This is a genomic window from Methylobacterium radiodurans, assembly GCF_003173735.1.
Taxonomy (GTDB): domain Bacteria; phylum Pseudomonadota; class Alphaproteobacteria; order Rhizobiales; family Beijerinckiaceae; genus Methylobacterium; species Methylobacterium radiodurans.
Window position 1 is genome coordinate 1,489,010 of record NZ_CP029551.1, and the last position, 14,229, is coordinate 1,503,238.

Sequence of the window (14,229 nt, forward strand, 5' to 3'; positions counted from 1 at the left end):
AATTGATCCGTTCGCCGACGCGCTTGCCGCGGGTTCAGCCGTCCGGCGCCTCGTCCGGCGCCTCGTCTGGCTCAGCGCTCCGGTCTCTGGTCGGCCGGGTTGTAGACGAGCCCGGCATTGCCCCCCAGGAAGGCGTGCCAGGACGGACGGGCGCCGAAGCGCGCGGCGAGGTCCTCGAGATCCGCCGCCCGGGCCGGGTCGCGCCCGCGCAGGCGGGGCAGCACTATGTCGATCCAGGCGAGCGAGCTGCGGTCGCGGGCCGGGGCCTGCCGCACGCCGGTACGTGCCTCCAGCGTGGCCGGGTCGCGGGCGAGCGCCGCGTCGAAGGTCAGGAGCCGGTTGAGCGCCCGCTCCTCGTCCGGCGTGAGCGCGACGCCGTTCGCGTCGGCGAAGCGCACCAGGGCGACGAGCGGCAGGGTCGCGAAGTTCTGGTAGATCGCGCCGCGGCTGCCTCGGCCGATCTCGGCCGGCAGGGCGCCGGTCTCGTCGATGTCGGCGAGCCCACGCCGGAGCGCCCGAAGGGCGAAGTCCCGCAGGCCGGAATCCTGCAGGGCGGCACCCGCGTAGCCGACCGCGAGCCCGGCCCAGTACAGGTGGTTGGCGCCGTGGCGCGACCATTGGTTGTCGACCGAGTACTCGGCCACGACCGAGCGGGCGAGTTGGCCGATCCAGTCCCGGGTGCGCGCCAGCGCGCCGGGATCGAGCCCCTCCGGGCCGATCTTGAGCAGCGCGGCCGCGTAGGTCGCGAGCTGCCAGGCCTGGGTCATCACCGCCTGATGCCGGCCGAGCTCGTCGTTGTCGGCGGCGCTGCCGAGGAGCGCGCCCGCCTCCGCCCAGCGGTCGAGGTGCCGGAGGACGCAGCGCGCGATCTCCGGATCGCGCGGACGGGCCGTCACCGCGCGGTCGGACAGGTGGGCGAGGCCGTTGCCGAAGCTCGCGAGACGGGTTCCCCGGGCCGCCTCGGCGCGCTCGCGCTCGGGATCGACACGCGACTGCGTCGGATCCTTGGGATCGTAACGCGAGCGGAAGCGCGCCATGTCGGTGAGCGGCTCGACCGGGTTGGGGCAGGCGAAGGCGCCGGCCGGCCGGCCGAGCCGGTTCCGGGCTTCGTCGAGAAGGAAGCCGGAGGCGATGCGCCCCGCCTCGGCCCGCGCCCCGCAGGCCGAGCCGAGGGCGAGCAGAAGCACGAGCCCCGGCACCGCGCCCCTCGTGGGTCGCGTGGCCCGGAATCCGGACCAAATCCGCCCGCCGTCCACGCTGCACCCCATGCCGCACTCCCTCGCCGAAGATCGGGGCAACCCGAATCGAGGTTGATGTATCGTGAAATACTAAGTATATCAATATACAAGTTTGCGATATACGGTAATTGGCAGATAATTTCAAAGGGTATCAACTGTCTTCGCGAGGAGTTTTGCTCTTGAGCTACAGGCGATCCGACCCCTTCGGTGCATCCCTCCGGCGCCCGCGCGCTTCGGCCCTGGCGGCGTGCCTCGGCCTCGCCGCGCTGCTGCACGCCACCCTCGGATCGGCTGCAACCGCGGCCGAGTACCTGCTGCAACCCGGCGACAGCCTCGAATTCTCCGTCGCGGGCGTTCCCGACCTGAAGCAGAAGCTCACCGTCGACCTCGACGGCGCGGTCGCCGTTCCGCTGATCGGTCAGGTGCGGGCGGCCGGTCTGACGGTCGGGGCGGTTCGCGATCGGGTGCGCGACCTGCTGCCCCACCGCAGCCTGACGATCCGCGGCCAGGACGGGCGCGAGAACCTCACGGCGATCTCGGGCGAGGAGATCACGCTGAGCGTGGCCGAGTACCGGCCGGTCTATGTGAGTGGGGACGTCGCCAAGCCCGGCGAGCAGCCCTTCCGGGCGGGGCTCAGCGTCCGGCAGGCGGTATCGCTCGCCGGCGGCTACGACCTGCAGCGCTTCCGCATGGAGAGTCCGATCCTGCAGACCGCGGACCTCAGGGGCGAGTACGAGAACCTCTGGGCCGACTTTGCCCGCGCCCAGGCGGTCTCGGCACGGCTGCGGGCGGAACTCGAGGGGCGCCCGGCGATCGACAAGGCGGCGCTGACCGAGGTGCCGCTCCCGGCCACCGTGCGCGACCGGATCCTGCGCAACGAGCAGGATCTGCTGAACGCCCGCAACGCGGACGTGACGAAAGAGCGTGCGCACCTGCGCCAGGCCCTCAAGCTCACCGAGGACCGCATCCGGACGATGACGGACCAGCAGGTCAAGGAGGAGGAGGGGGCCAAGCTCGACGCCAGCGAGATCGAGCGCATCGCCGACCTGAACAAGCGCGGCATCGTGCCGATCACCCGCTCGCTCGAAACCCGGCGCCTGAGCCTGCTCTCCTCGACGCGCGCACTCCAGATCGGCGTGCAGGTCGAGCAGACCAAGAAGGAGCGTCAGGACGCGACGCGCGCCATCGACCGGATGGAGGATCAGCGTCGCGGCGACCTGCTGCGCGACCTGCAGGATTCGGACGTGAAGCTCGCCCAGACGCGGGCCAAGCTTCAGGCCACCGGCGAGAAGCTGCTCTACACCGGCGTCGTGCGCTCGCAACTCGTGCGTGGCACCGGCGGCGCCCCCCAGATCACCGTGATCCGGCGCGCCGACCCGGCACGCATCCAGCGGATCACGGCCGACGAGGACACTGATCTGCGGCCGGGCGATACGGTCGAGGTGGCCTTGCGCGTCGAGTACGATTTCAAGCCGACGCAGTAGCGCGCGGCGGCGCCGGCCGGGGCGGGGATCCGCGTTAAGGCGGTCCCAAGACCTCGTCGACAGGATGGCGCGCACCGCGTCCGCGGTATCCATCGCCGAGCCGCCGCCATGCTGATCTGCGCCATCCTCCACCTCGCGGCCCTCGCGCTGTTCCTCGAGGCCGCCGACCGCGCTCCCGTCATCGACGACTGAAGTCGTCCCCGGGGCGCCCCACCCTCACGCCCCCAGGAGGCCTCATGACCGGCGTCACGAACACCTTCTCCTGCACGTCCTGCGGCAGCCCGAGCATCCGGCTGCCGGCCGACTTCAACGACGCGACGATGGTCGAGTGCGAGGGATGCGGCAACCGCATCGCGACCTGGCTCGACTTCAAGCGCCTCGCGCATGCCGCGCCGGCCGCGCCCGGCGAACCTCCGCCCGGCGAATCCGCCGCGGAGAGGCTCGTGATCACGCGGCGCGCCGTCGGCCTGCGCTGGAGCGACTTCCGCGAGACCCGCTCCCGCTGAACCCGCGATGTGAATCCGCGATGTGGCCGTTTCGATAGCCGCGTGTCCCGCAGCCAGGGGGAGACACCGATGCAGACCGACACCGAACGTCCCGCCGCGCCGCCGGCCGCGGTCCAGGCCCTCACCCGCCGCGCGATCATCCCGGGGCTCGACGGGATCCGCGCCGTCGCCGTCCTCGTGGTGATGCTCGGCCATTACGGGCTCGGGCGGATCGTGCCCGGCGGCCTCGGGGTGACGATCTTCTTCTTCCTCAGCGGCTTCCTGATCACCACCCTGCTGCTGCGCGAGAGCGATGCGAGCGGGCGCATCGACCTGCGCAACTTCTACGTCCGGCGCTTCCTGCGGCTCGCGCCGGAACTTACGGTCTTCGTGCTGGTCACGGGAGCGCTCGCACTCGTGCTCGGCAAGGTGATCCGCCCGGCCGAGCTGCTGGCGGCGCTGTTCTACGTCACGAACTACTATCATCTGGCCCAGGGCATGTGCATCGAGACCTGTGCCGACTGGCACTCGCTCTGGTCCCTGGCCGTCGAGGAGCATTTCTACCTCATCTTCCCGCTGGTGCTCATCCTGAATGGGAGCGCGCCGCGCCGGCTCCTCTTGATCCTGAGCGCGGTCCTGTTGATCAGCCCGGTCTGGCGCGCCGTCGTCGAGGCCTCCGGGCGTTTCGACCCCGAATGGACCTACAAGGCGAGCGATGCACGCTTCGACTCGATCGCCTACGGGGCCTGGCTCGCCGTGGTGTTCGCCCGCTTCCCCGCCTGGCTCGTTCGGGTCCGGGACCGGGGCGTGCCGCTGCTGGCCCTCGCGGGGCTTCTGATGCTCCTGTCCCTGACGATCCGCGACCCGATGTTCCGCGCGACCCTGCGCTACACGCTGCAGGGCGTCGCGCTCGGCCTCCTCTTCGTCGTCCTCTACGCGAGCGCGCGCGGCGCACCGCTGCTCTCCGTTCTCGAGTGGCGCCCGCTGCGCTGGATCGGGCAGGTGTCCTACGGCGCTTACCTCTGGCACTTCGTGCCGCTGTCGGCCGGGCTGTACCTGATGGACGTTCGGTCGGCCTACGCGCTCTCGGGAGCCCAGACGCTGGTGATGTGCCTCGGCGGCACGGCGGCCACGCTGGGCCTCGCGTGGCTCTCGCAGATCCTCGTCGCCCGGCCGGTGCTCGGCCTGCGCCACCGCTTCGGGCCGCGCCCACCCGGGCGCCGGGCCCCGGCGGCGCTCGCGCCCCGGCTCGCCGATGCGGGCGAGGTGCTCGGCCGATGAGCGCGCCCGCACGTTTCCCGGCTCGTCGGCCCGTGGCGCCGTTGCCCGAGGGGCGCACGGGGCAGGATGGGCGCGACCCGCTCGCCGATGCGCCGGATCCGGGCGCGGGCGACCCGTTCCGTTCCCTTCGGGCAACTGCTGCCGTGCTCTCGGAGGGAAGTGCCGCGCCGGGCGAGGCCGCCGGCCCCGACCTGTCGGATCCCGGCCTGCGCCGGTCCTGGCGCCTGCGCCTGCTTCTCGCGGTGCTGGGTCGGCGCCTGCCGTCGCGCTGGGTCTGGCGCCTGCGCCGGTGGGAGGGCGGATCGGCCTACAGCTACAGCCTGCGGCAGGTCCTCTGGGAGCGGAACCGCGTCAGCGTCGGCGCCTACTCGTACGGCTCGGTGCTCTATCCCACCTGGCACCTGAGGGAGGGCCTGCGGGTCGGACGCTACGTCTCGATCGCCCAGACCGCCTGCTGGTCGTTCAACCACCCGCTGGACCGGATCGCCACGAGCCCGGCCTTCTACGAGGGCAGCTACGGTTCCTTCGAGAACCTGCCCAATCCGCCGCCTCGGCTCGAGATCTGCCACGATGCCTGGGTCGGCGAGTACGCCGTGATCACGCCGGGCTGCCGCCGCATCGGCATCGGCGCGGTGGTCGGAGCGGGCGCCGTGGTCACGCGCGACGTACCCGATTTCGCGGTCGCGGTCGGCGTCCCGGCCCGGGTGGTCCGCTACCGCTTCCCCGAAGAGGTCCGGCGGGCGCTGATCGCGTCGCAGTGGTGGCGCCTGCCGCTCTCCGAGCTCGCGCGCTGGCGCGAGGCCATGCGCCGGCCCGTCACCGACCCGGAGGCGCGGCGGGCGCTCGATGCGATCGCGGCCGCGCGGGCTCCGGCCGCGCCGCCGCGTCCCTGATCGTCAACCCGGGGGGAGCACATGCTCGAAGCCGCAACTGAGACCCGTCCCGACCGGATCGCCGTCGCCCTCTGCATCGACCGGGCCTTCTTCCCGCACGCGGTGACGACGGTCGCCTCGCTCCTCAACAGCGGCCAGAGCCTGGGCCTCGACGTCCGCATCTTCCACTGCGGCGACGATCCCTCCTGCGCCGCCACGATCCGCGCGCTGTTCGCCCGGCGTCCCTCCGACACCTGCCGCTTCATCCCGATCGACCTCGACCGCTTCTCGGACTTTCCCGTCAGCGCGGCGATCTCGGCCGGAACCTACGCGCGGCTCCTGCTGCCCCACCTGATGCCGGAGCACGACCGGGTGCTCTACCTTGACGCCGACCTCGTCGTGCTGGCCGATCTCGCCGACCTCTGGCGACTTGATCTCGCCGGCCGGGCAGCGGCGGCCGTGCCGGACCCGTTCTGCGACAACCGGACGAGCCTCGGCTTCGCGCAGGCCGAGCCCTACTTCAACGCCGGCGTCCTCCTGATGAACCTCGCGGTCTGGCGCTCCGAGGACCTCGCCGCCGCGACGATGCGGTTGATCCAGCGCGAGGGTTCGAACCTCAAATACTTCGATCAGGACGCCCTCAACCTGACCCTGCGCGGGCGCGTCCGCTTCGTCGACCCGCGCTGGAACTTCCAGCCGCGCGCCGCGGACCTGCGCGCCGCCGACCTCGGCTACGAACGGGGCGCCTTCGCCGAGCTGCGCCGCAACCCGGCGGTCATCCACTACACGACGCCGCACAAGCCCTGGAAGGATCCGTTCGCGATCCATTACGGCCGGCACTACCTGCGCTGCCTCGACCTTCTCGGCGAGACGTTCCGGACGCGCTTCTTCCCCGGGCTTCCTCGCCGGCCGGCGCTGCGGGTCTCGCACTGCAAGACCAGCCTGCGCTGGCATTTCCCCGGCGCCTACCGCCTCGTCCGCGACTGGGCCGGAGGGCGTCGAGGATTGTTTGCCCAGGGTGGATGCTGAAAAAGACGCCGCGCTATACCGGTATGTTTACTTGAGGCGATACGGCGCACGTCTAAAAACAGACATATCGGTGGACGAAGCGGGCCGATGTGTTGATTTTATGTCCGACCTGTCCAATGTGCCGAATGGGCAGCAGCGTCTGTTCAAGCATAATTTCCTTCGCGGGAGCTGTTACACCTACCGCCTTGATTGTCACACATCGCCGATACTGGCCGGAACGCTTCCTGGTTTTGGTGCGTTGCAGGATGGGGATGTTGCGGGGCACGTCCGGACCGGCGGCTCCGCAGTGATACGCGGAGGACCTGCTGATGCCCGGAATCCATCCGAATGCACGGACGACCCCGGCCGTTCGGACCGAGATCGCAACTTCGAACGAGAGCCCGAGTGTCCTCGCCCGGCGCTACGGCGTCTCGACCGAGACGATCCGCAAGTGGCGCAAGCGGGGTGCCGACGATTGTCAGGATCGACCGGCCAGGCCAAGGAAGCTGCCCTGGAAGGCGACGGAGGCGGAGCGCGCCATGGTCTGCGCGGTGCGCCGTGCCACCGGCTTCCCGCTCGACGATCTGACGGCGGTCGTCACGCAGTTCCTGCCTCACCTCAACCGCGACGCGGTCTACCGCATCCTGAAGGCCGAGGGTCTGAATCGGCTGCCGCAGGCCGAGCGCGGCCGCCGCCCCGTCAACGCGAGCGGCCAGGGGACGGGCCGGGTCAGGTTCGACGTCACGCCTCTGGCGACGGACGAACCGGATGGCGGACGCTTCCTCTACGTGGCCGTCGATCACGCCGCCCGCTGCGCCCACCTCGCTCTCAAGGACGATGAGACGACCGCGAGCGCCGTCGGTTTCCTGAAGGAGGCCCTGGAGGCGTTCCCGTCGCGGGTCACCCACGTCCTCACCGATCACGACTCGTGCTTCGCCGCGCACGCCTTTACGCGCGCTTGCGATACCCATGCGCTGGAACACCGCCGGATCGTCCGGGCGGACGCCCAGCGCTCCGGCGCCAGAGGATTCTCTGCTGCGATGGACGCCGGTTCGGCGCACGCGCCCGCGTCGCAGCAGGAGTTCGGGGCGGTTGTCGATCGCAGCGCGATCGGGGGCGGCCCTAGGGCTTGTGCCATGAGCCTTGGATTACGAAGAGCGCCGTAGCGTTCCGCCACGGCCGTCGTGCTCTGAGCCGATCTGCATTCGCATCGGCGGCCTACTCCGGCATTGCGGTCGAGAACGATCCCTGATCGAGAGGGTTCGGGCGCCGTCGCCTCCGCCCCTCCGGCTTCCTCTTCCGACGTCGATGTGCGTGAGCGGGGCCGATCAGGCCGAGGCTTGGACGGCGGCGTGCTCCCGCGTGAGCGGGCCGTCGAGGCCCTCGGCGCGCAGGAAGGCCTTCAGGGCGTGTCGGTCCTGCTCCCACCAGCGGCTCGCCTCCAGGCGCGCGATCGTGGCCGCGTCGAAACGGTCGCGCAGCGGCCGGGCGGGTGCCCCGGCGACGATCGCGTAGGGCGCGACCGGTCGCGTCACGACCGCCCCGGCCCCGATGATCGCGCCCCGGCCGACGCGCCCGACGCCGGGCGCCACGATGGCGTTGTGGCCGAACCAGACGTCGTCCTCGACCACCACCGGTGTCCGCGTGACCTGATCCGCGTCGACGATGCCGAAATGCCGGTCGTACAGGAAGGGATGGGTCGAGACCCGGTCGATCGGGTGGTTGGCGTCGAGGATGCGCACGGACCGGGCAAAGGAGCAGTACCGGCCGATCCGGCTCCCGGGCGGGATGCGCCAGCGATCGAAGCACCCGTAGGAGTAGAGCCCGACCGCGATGTCGTAGCGCTCCCGGAACTGCGCGCGCAGATACGCGCTCTCCATCTCGGCGTGCCGCATGCGCGGCACCACGTACCGGTCGAAGACGCGATTTGGGATCCGCATGGTACCCGTCGTCGGCTGCGTGGTGGATCGGTTGCCGCGCAAGGGGCGACGGTTGTCGGCCCGGCGCGCGAGGGGGCTTCGACCGCGCGCAGTGACTGCCGGCCTCGCAATCCCCGCACCCTATCACGGTCCCGTCGCCTCTCCGAAGAGGCTCGAGGGCGGGCGCCCTCAGATCTGCAGCGAGACCAGCTTGTCGCCGGAGATCGCGAGGTCGCGCGGGAACTGGGCCGAGAAGGCGGCGAAGGTTCGTGATGTCTGCTCGCCGGGCAGCATCCAGTCGTGCGGCTCGAGGAAGATGACCGGAAAGCGGTTGATCGACGCGGTGTCGCCGCCGAAGACTTCCTTCTCGTGTCCCTCGATGTCGACCTTGAGCACGAACGGAAAACAGCCTGGAAACTGCCCGACGATGCCGGCAACCGTGCAGGTCGTGATCGTGCCGACCACGCGCGCATCGTCCCGAGCGTTTCCCGCCGACGGGGCGGTCCCCTGCATCCTGTAGGCATCGTTGCCGAGCCCCGCGGGTTGCACGATGGCGAGCCCCTGGTCGGCGCTGCTGTGCAGGGCGGCCTTGAGACAGTGCACCCCGTCGAGCCCGTCCAGATTCTTCTGCAGGAGCGCGAAGTTTTCGTCCTGCGGCTCGATCGCCACGATGGTTGCGTCCGGATATCGCAACTTGAAGTAAAGGGCCGTGACGCCGACATTCGCGCCGGCGTCGATGATCAGGGGCCGCCGGCCCGCCCGTCGCCCCGCCTGCAGGAAGGCCTCCGCGCGCGCCTCGAAGGACGCGCTGGGCAGCTCGAATTCCCGCCGCTGGAACGCTTCGAGGATCGATATCTTCGAGATGCCCGAACGGCACTCGAGAACGCGCGCCGGCTGGCCTTGTTCGACCATCACGCGCACACGATCGAAGATGCCTTTGTAGATGAACTTCCGGGATAGGTACGTTTTAATCTTGTCGATGAGTAAGGAATCTTTTTTGGCCGAGCGCTGAGCTCCGATGGCTATCGGGAACATCATTGTTCTGACCCATGATTGCGTTGGCAGGATCCAGGTGTCGACTCGACCTGTGCAGGACTTTGCGCAGGACAGATCCCGTTAAGCAAACGTCATGCCGCGCAGGCGTTTTGCTGGCCGTACTGCTTAGCTGGCTGGTTTGTGAGGCTGGCAGGCCGGCACGCGGCCGGGGATCAGGCGTCCGGTAGCAGCCCCGCGAGATCCGCCAGCACCGCCGCCGGCTGGAGGTCCGCGTACTCGTCGGGAAGGCCCTTGCGGTTGATCCAGGCGCAGCGCAGCCCGAAGGCGGTGGCGCCCGCGATGTCCCAGCGGTTCGAGGAGCAGAACAGCACGCGGTCCGTTTCCGCGCCGGCCTGCTCCACCGCCCGGGCATAGGCGGCGGGCGACGTCTTGAAGGTCTGTGCGGCATCGACCGAGAGCACGGCGTCGAGGTGCTCCCGCAGCCCCGCCGAGGCGACGGCGCGGGCCAGCATCGCGGCATCGCCGTTCGAGAAGATCGCGGTCCGCAGGCCCCGGGCGCGCAGGCGCGCCAGCACGCCCTGCACCTCCGAGTAGGCGTCGAGGTCGCGGTAGGCGTCGAGGAGACTCTCGCGCAAGCCGCGGTCCACCCGCGGATGCAGGGCGAGCGCGTGGTCGAGGGCGGCTTCCGTCAGGTCCCAGAAGCTGCGGTAGCGCCCGGCAAGCCCGAGCACCCAGCTGTATTCGAGCTGCTTGTTGCGCCAGACCTCCGAGAGATGGCCGGCGTCGGGCCCGATCGCCTCGGCGTGGCGCTGCACCGCCGCGTGCACGTCGAACAGGGTGCCGTAGGCGTCGAACAGCACCGCGTCCGTCTCGGCCAGAAGATCTCGGGTCATGGCGGGGCTCCGCGGTCGGGGCCCCGGATGTGGGGCGGGCCCGGCGGCCCGCCAGAGGATCGCTCTTACGGTCGCCTCAGCGGGCAGCCTTGCCCGAGAGCTGCATGACGAGGCGCGTCGCGAGGTAGAGGCGCGGGGTCAGGCTGTCGAGCACCGCGAACTCATCGGGGCTGTGATAGCGCCCGCCGACCACGCCGAGGGATTCGAGCACCACGGGCTTGGCCGGGCTGTCGGGCTGGAAGGCGTAGGCCGCGTCCGTGCCGCCGCCGATCTCGACGAGCTTCAGGTCGCCGCCGACCTCGCGGTAGATCGCCTGCGCCGCCTCGCCGAGCGTGCGCGTCGCCGAGTTCACGGGCAGCGGTGGGCGGCCCTTCGCCAGCTCGAACGTCACCTGCGTGTCGGGGACGCGGTGCGTCTCGGTGATCTTGCGGGCCTGCTCGAGGACGCGGTCGTATTCCGAAGCCTCGAAGTAGCGCATGTCGCCCTCGGCCTTGGCCTGATCGGGGATGATGTTCGGCTTGGTGCCGCCCGAGACCACCGTCCAGTTCAGGCTCGTGCCCTTCGGCTTGTCGCCGAGATCCTGCAACTGCAGCAGCTGGTGGGCGAGTTCGGTGACGGCGTTGCGGCCGGATTCCGGCGCACCGCCCGCATGCGCCGAGCGGCCCTTCACGGTGAGGCTCGCGTAGTTGATGCCCTTGGTGGCGATCGTGGCGGCATCGACCGCCTCATCCGCGAAGGTCGGCTCGAAGGAGAGCACCGCGTCCTGGCCGGCCGCGACCTCGCGGATCACGTCCCGCGAGCCGCGGGAACCCCGCTCCTCGTCCGGGTTGAACACCACGGTGATCTCGCCGAACCCGGTGAACCTCATCTGCTGCAGGGCGGCCAGCGTGTGCAGGATCATGGCGATGCCGGCCTTGGCGTCGGCCACGCCCGGCCCGTAGGCGCGCCCGTCGCGCTCCGTGTAGGGGCGCTTGCCCGCCTCGCCCTCGCCGAAGACCGTGTCGTAGTGCACGAGCAGCATCAGCTTGGCCGTGCCCGATCCCTTGATCCGGCCGATCAGGGTGTTGCCGCCGAAGGCCGGGGCCGGGCGCGTCTCGACCGTCGCCCCAAGCGTCTCGAGGCGCGTGCGCAGGATCGCCTCGACCGTGTTGAGGCCGGGCACCTGGCCCGTGCCGGTATCGACGTTGACGATTTCGGCCAGCGTCGCGCGCAGCGGCTTGTCCTGCGCCTTCACGGCGGCGAGCACGGTCGGGTCGGGCTCCGCGGCAGCGGCGGGCGCTGCCGCCAGCGGCAGGAGCGCGAGCGCGGCGAGGGCGAGGCGTCGAGTCATGGATCTCCTTGCGGTTGAGTGAGCCAAGGCCGGCGCAACCAACGCCGCCCCGGGCGCGGAGGCAAGGCTGGGCCGGGACGGCGCGCGGGGTTTTATCCGCTCTGTCACCCGCCGAAGCGCTCGGTGCGGATGCGTCCCGGCGCGATCCCGGCCCCCAGCAGCAGATCGGCGGCGGCGGCGACGAAGGGGTTCGAGCCGCAGACGAAGACGTGCGCCGGGTTTCCGAGATCGGCGAGCGCTTCCGCGACCGCCTCCGCGTCGATGCGCCGGCCCGCGCCCTCCCGGGTGGTGAGGAGACTCAGCCCGAAGCCCCGCTCGTCGCGGGCGCGGGTCTCCAGCTCGGCCAGCGCGATCGCCTCGGCCCGGCCGCGCACGGAGTAGATCAGCCGGCAGGGCACCTCCGGCGCGGCCAGCGCCCGCAGGCGCAGCATGGCCAGCAGCGGCACCACGCCGGAGCCGCCGCCGACGAGGAGCAGCGGGCCGCCATCCTCGGGGCCCCAGACGAAGGCGCCGCCGATCGGCCCGCGCAGCTCGATCGCGTCGCCGACCGCGGCCACCTCGGCGAAGAAGCCCGAGACCTCTCCGTCGGGCAGCGCCTCGATCATCAGCTCGATCGTGCCGCCCGCCTCCGGGGCCGACGCGATGGAGTAGCTGCGCTGGGCCTGGTAGCCGTCCTCGGCGGTCAGCCGCAGGTCGACGTGCTGGCCGGCCCGGAATCGATCCGCGAAATCGACCGCGAGGCGGAAGCTCTTGACCCTCGGGGTGACGGGCGCGACCGCGGTGATCGGGGCCTCCCGCCACGCGGTCCAAGGCAGGGATGCATCGGGTTCAGTCACCGTCGAAACGCTGCTCGCGCCACGGGTCGCCGTACATGTGGTAGCCGCGCAGCTCCCAGAACCCGGCCTCGTCCTTCTGTGTGAAGCGCAGGCCCTTCACCCACTTGGCGCTCTTCCAGAAGTAGAGGTGCGGCACGAGGAGCCGCGCCGGGCCGCCGTGGTCCGCCGGAATCGGCCGTCCGTCGTAGTGGGTCGCCACCATCGCCCTGCCGCCGACGAGATCGGCCACCGGCACGTTGGTGGTGTAGTCGTCGTAGCCCTCGGCCAGCAGGAAATCGGTCGGCGCCGCGATGCCGGCGGCGGCCATGAGGTCGTCGAAGCTCACGCCCTCCCAGGCCGTGTCGAACTTCGACCACTTGGTGACGCAGTGGATGTCCCCGCTCCAGCGCGTGCGCGGCAGGGCGCCGAACTCCTCCCAGGACCAGGAGCGGATCGGTCGCGCGCCCTCCCGCAGGGTGAAGCGCCAGGTGGCGGGATCGACCGGCGGGTTGGGGCCGATCTGCAGGACGGGGAAGTCGTCGGTCAGGTACTGCCCCGGGGGCAGCCGCTCGCGGGTCGCCTCGGGCGGGCGGCGCCCGGTGAAGCCTCGTGTCGCCAAGCCGGCCTCCATGCTCGCGGATGATCCGCCCGTTCCAAGTCGGTTCGGCTTTCCGCGTCAAGCGCGCTACGGTCCGGCGCGACCGAAGTTCCCGAAACGCACCGAGGCACCGATGGGCGAGGCCCCCTTCAAGGACCACTTCTCGGCGGCCGCCTCCGGCTACGCGGCGCACCGCCCAACCTACCCGGCGGCGCTCGCCGCAACGCTGGCCGAACTGGCGCCGGGGCGCGGCCTTGCCCTCGATTGCGGCTGCGGCAACGGACAGCTCGCCCGGCTGCTGGCCGAGCCCTTCGCGCGGGTCGTGGCAACCGATGCGAGCGCGGCGCAGATCGCCGAGGCCCCGCCGCACCCACGGATCGACTTCCGGGTCGCGCCCGCGGAGGCGAGCGGGCTTCCGGGCGCGAGCGTGGACCTGATCACGGCAGCCCAGGCCGCGCACTGGTTCGACCTGCCGGCCTTCTACGCCGAGGCGCGACGCGTCGCGCGGCCGGGCGCGGTGCTGGCGCTGATCTCCTACGGCGTCCTCCACTTGGACGGGCAGGCGGAGCAGGTGCTGCGGCATTTCTACACGCGGGTGGTCGGGCCCTACTGGCCGCCCGAGCGCGCCCATGTCGAGGCCGGCTACCGCACCCTGCCGTTCCCCTTCGCGGAGCTGCCCGCGCCGGACCTCGCGATCGAGGCCGCGTGGAGCCTCGACGATCTCGTCGGCTATGCCGGCACGTGGTCGGCGCTCCGCGGAGCCGAGGCCGCCCTGGGCACGAGCCCGCTACCGGACTTCGCGCGGGACCTCGCTGCCGTCTGGGGCCCGCCGGAGGCGCGCCGGCGCGTGCGCTGGCCCCTGTCCTTGCGCCTCGCGCGCCTGTGATCCGGCAGCCCGAAACCGCCGCCGAAGAATTGCCCCAAAAGCAGGGCTGTTCTCGCGGAGAAGCCGGACGCCCGTCGGAGAATCAGTGCGGCCGGTCCAGAGGACAAGCCAAGATGGTTCGCAGTCTCGCAATCGCCCTCGTCGTCGGGGGTCTCGTCGCCGCACCGGCCGCCCAGGCCCGCGACGGCATCGGTCCCGGCGGGGCCGCGGCTCTGGGCGTGCTCGGAGGTCTCGCGGTGGGCGGTGCGCTCGGCGCCGCGGCGGCCGACCCGTACTATCCTGGCAAGCCGGTCTACCGCGCCCCGCGGCCGGTCTATGTCGAGGAGGAGGTCGTCGGCCCGGTCTGCCACTTCGAGCGCCGCCGCTACATCGACGCCTACGGCGACGTCTACTTCCGCCGCGTGCGCGTCTGCGAGTAGGCGGT

Annotated in this window: 14 protein-coding genes and 1 pseudogene; 8 read left to right on the forward strand and 7 right to left on the reverse strand. The window is 71.1% G+C overall.

Features of this window, described 5'->3' with window-relative positions; all coding sequences use genetic code 11:
• Window positions 1-71: 71 nt before the first annotated feature.
• On the reverse strand, window positions 72-1,199 hold the full coding sequence (locus DK427_RS06665; RefSeq protein WP_162559713.1) for an alginate lyase family protein: 1,128 nt from the start codon (window positions 1,197-1,199) through the stop codon (window positions 72-74).
• A 218-nt stretch (window positions 1,200-1,417) separates the two neighbouring features.
• On the opposite strand from DK427_RS06665, the gene DK427_RS06670 reads away from it, so the two are divergent.
• From DK427_RS06670 to DK427_RS27635, 6 genes and pseudogenes are all read left to right on the forward strand, one after another.
• Window positions 1,418-2,722, forward strand: coding sequence for a polysaccharide biosynthesis/export family protein (locus DK427_RS06670; RefSeq protein WP_162559714.1), 1,305 nt, complete (start codon window positions 1,418-1,420; stop codon window positions 2,720-2,722).
• A 236-nt stretch (window positions 2,723-2,958) separates the two neighbouring features.
• Window positions 2,959-3,228: a hypothetical protein gene (locus DK427_RS06675; RefSeq protein WP_109950574.1), complete on the forward strand. Its 270-nt coding sequence runs from the start codon at window positions 2,959-2,961 to the stop codon at window positions 3,226-3,228.
• 69 nt (window positions 3,229-3,297) lie between these two features.
• Complete coding sequence (locus tag DK427_RS06680) at window positions 3,298-4,488, forward strand: acyltransferase family protein (RefSeq protein ID WP_109950575.1); 1,191 nt, start codon at window positions 3,298-3,300, stop codon at window positions 4,486-4,488.
• A complete protein-coding gene (locus DK427_RS27325) occupies window positions 4,485-5,381 on the forward strand; it encodes an LbetaH domain-containing protein (protein ID WP_162559715.1) in 897 nt (298 codons plus the stop codon). The genes DK427_RS06680 and DK427_RS27325 overlap by 4 nt, the downstream gene beginning before the upstream one ends.
• Window positions 5,382-5,402: 21 nt before the next feature.
• Window positions 5,403-6,389 (forward strand): glycosyltransferase family 8 protein, encoded by a 987-nt coding sequence (locus tag DK427_RS06690; RefSeq protein WP_109950576.1) that lies wholly within the window; start codon window positions 5,403-5,405, stop codon window positions 6,387-6,389.
• Between the two features lie 308 nt (window positions 6,390-6,697).
• Window positions 6,698-7,351, forward strand: a pseudogene (locus DK427_RS27635) (transposase family protein); the annotation flags it as partial.
• 345 nt (window positions 7,352-7,696) lie between these two features.
• On the opposite strand, the gene DK427_RS06700 reads toward DK427_RS27635, so the two are convergent.
• The 6 genes from DK427_RS06700 to DK427_RS06725 all read right to left on the reverse strand — a co-directional run bounded on the left by DK427_RS06700 (window position 7,697) and on the right by DK427_RS06725 (window position 12,940).
• Window positions 7,697-8,308 carry a CatB-related O-acetyltransferase gene (locus DK427_RS06700; protein WP_109950578.1) on the reverse strand — a complete coding sequence of 204 codons (612 nt, stop codon included), beginning with the start codon at window positions 8,306-8,308 and terminating at the stop codon, window positions 7,697-7,699.
• Window positions 8,309-8,476: 168 nt separating this feature from the next.
• On the reverse strand, window positions 8,477-9,325 hold the full coding sequence (locus DK427_RS06705) for an FkbM family methyltransferase (RefSeq protein ID WP_109950579.1): 849 nt from the start codon (window positions 9,323-9,325) through the stop codon (window positions 8,477-8,479).
• A gap of 170 nt (window positions 9,326-9,495) precedes the next feature.
• Window positions 9,496-10,176: a haloacid dehalogenase type II gene (locus tag DK427_RS06710; RefSeq protein ID WP_109950580.1), complete on the reverse strand. Its 681-nt coding sequence runs from the start codon at window positions 10,174-10,176 to the stop codon at window positions 9,496-9,498.
• A gap of 76 nt (window positions 10,177-10,252) precedes the next feature.
• The gene (locus DK427_RS06715) at window positions 10,253-11,506 is read right to left on the reverse strand and encodes a glutamate carboxypeptidase (protein WP_109950581.1); all 1,254 of its coding nucleotides are present in this window, start codon (window positions 11,504-11,506) and stop codon (window positions 10,253-10,255) included.
• Window positions 11,507-11,610: 104 nt separating this feature from the next.
• The gene (locus DK427_RS06720) at window positions 11,611-12,342 is read right to left on the reverse strand and encodes an FAD-binding oxidoreductase (RefSeq protein ID WP_204165281.1); all 732 of its coding nucleotides are present in this window, start codon (window positions 12,340-12,342) and stop codon (window positions 11,611-11,613) included.
• Window positions 12,335-12,940 (reverse strand): sulfite oxidase-like oxidoreductase, encoded by a 606-nt coding sequence (locus DK427_RS06725; RefSeq protein WP_109954045.1) that lies wholly within the window; start codon window positions 12,938-12,940, stop codon window positions 12,335-12,337. The genes DK427_RS06720 and DK427_RS06725 overlap by 8 nt, the downstream gene beginning before the upstream one ends.
• Before the next feature lie 112 nt (window positions 12,941-13,052).
• On the opposite strand from DK427_RS06725, the gene DK427_RS06730 reads away from it, so the two are divergent.
• Both DK427_RS06730 and DK427_RS06735 read left to right on the forward strand, forming a co-directional pair.
• Window positions 13,053-13,805, forward strand: a complete 753-nt coding sequence (locus tag DK427_RS06730; protein ID WP_109950582.1) for a class I SAM-dependent methyltransferase — start codon at window positions 13,053-13,055, stop codon at window positions 13,803-13,805.
• 113 nt (window positions 13,806-13,918) lie between these two features.
• Complete coding sequence (locus DK427_RS06735; protein ID WP_109950583.1) at window positions 13,919-14,224, forward strand: hypothetical protein; 306 nt, start codon at window positions 13,919-13,921, stop codon at window positions 14,222-14,224.
• Window positions 14,225-14,229: the final 5 nt, after the last annotated feature.

What these genes read in the sequence shown, in the direction of transcription:
- DK427_RS06675 (WP_109950574.1), top strand. Translation starts at nt 2,959, where the DNA reads ATGACCGGCGTCACGAACACCTTCTCCTGCACGTCCTGCGGCAGCCCG.
- DK427_RS06680 (WP_109950575.1), top strand. Translation starts at nt 3,298, where the DNA reads ATGCAGACCGACACCGAACGTCCCGCCGCGCCGCCGGCCGCGGTCCAG.
- DK427_RS27325 (WP_162559715.1), top strand. Translation starts at nt 4,485, where the DNA reads ATGAGCGCGCCCGCACGTTTCCCGGCTCGTCGGCCCGTGGCGCCGTTG.
- DK427_RS06690 (WP_109950576.1), top strand. Translation starts at nt 5,403, where the DNA reads ATGCTCGAAGCCGCAACTGAGACCCGTCCCGACCGGATCGCCGTCGCC.
- DK427_RS06700 (WP_109950578.1), bottom strand. Translation starts at nt 8,308, where the DNA reads ATGCGGATCCCAAATCGCGTCTTCGACCGGTACGTGGTGCCGCGCATG.
- DK427_RS06705 (WP_109950579.1), bottom strand. Translation starts at nt 9,325, where the DNA reads ATGATGTTCCCGATAGCCATCGGAGCTCAGCGCTCGGCCAAAAAAGAT.
- DK427_RS06710 (WP_109950580.1), bottom strand. Translation starts at nt 10,176, where the DNA reads ATGACCCGAGATCTTCTGGCCGAGACGGACGCGGTGCTGTTCGACGCC.
- DK427_RS06715 (WP_109950581.1), bottom strand. Translation starts at nt 11,506, where the DNA reads ATGACTCGACGCCTCGCCCTCGCCGCGCTCGCGCTCCTGCCGCTGGCG.
- DK427_RS06730 (WP_109950582.1), top strand. Translation starts at nt 13,053, where the DNA reads ATGGGCGAGGCCCCCTTCAAGGACCACTTCTCGGCGGCCGCCTCCGGC.
- DK427_RS06735 (WP_109950583.1), top strand. Translation starts at nt 13,919, where the DNA reads ATGGTTCGCAGTCTCGCAATCGCCCTCGTCGTCGGGGGTCTCGTCGCC.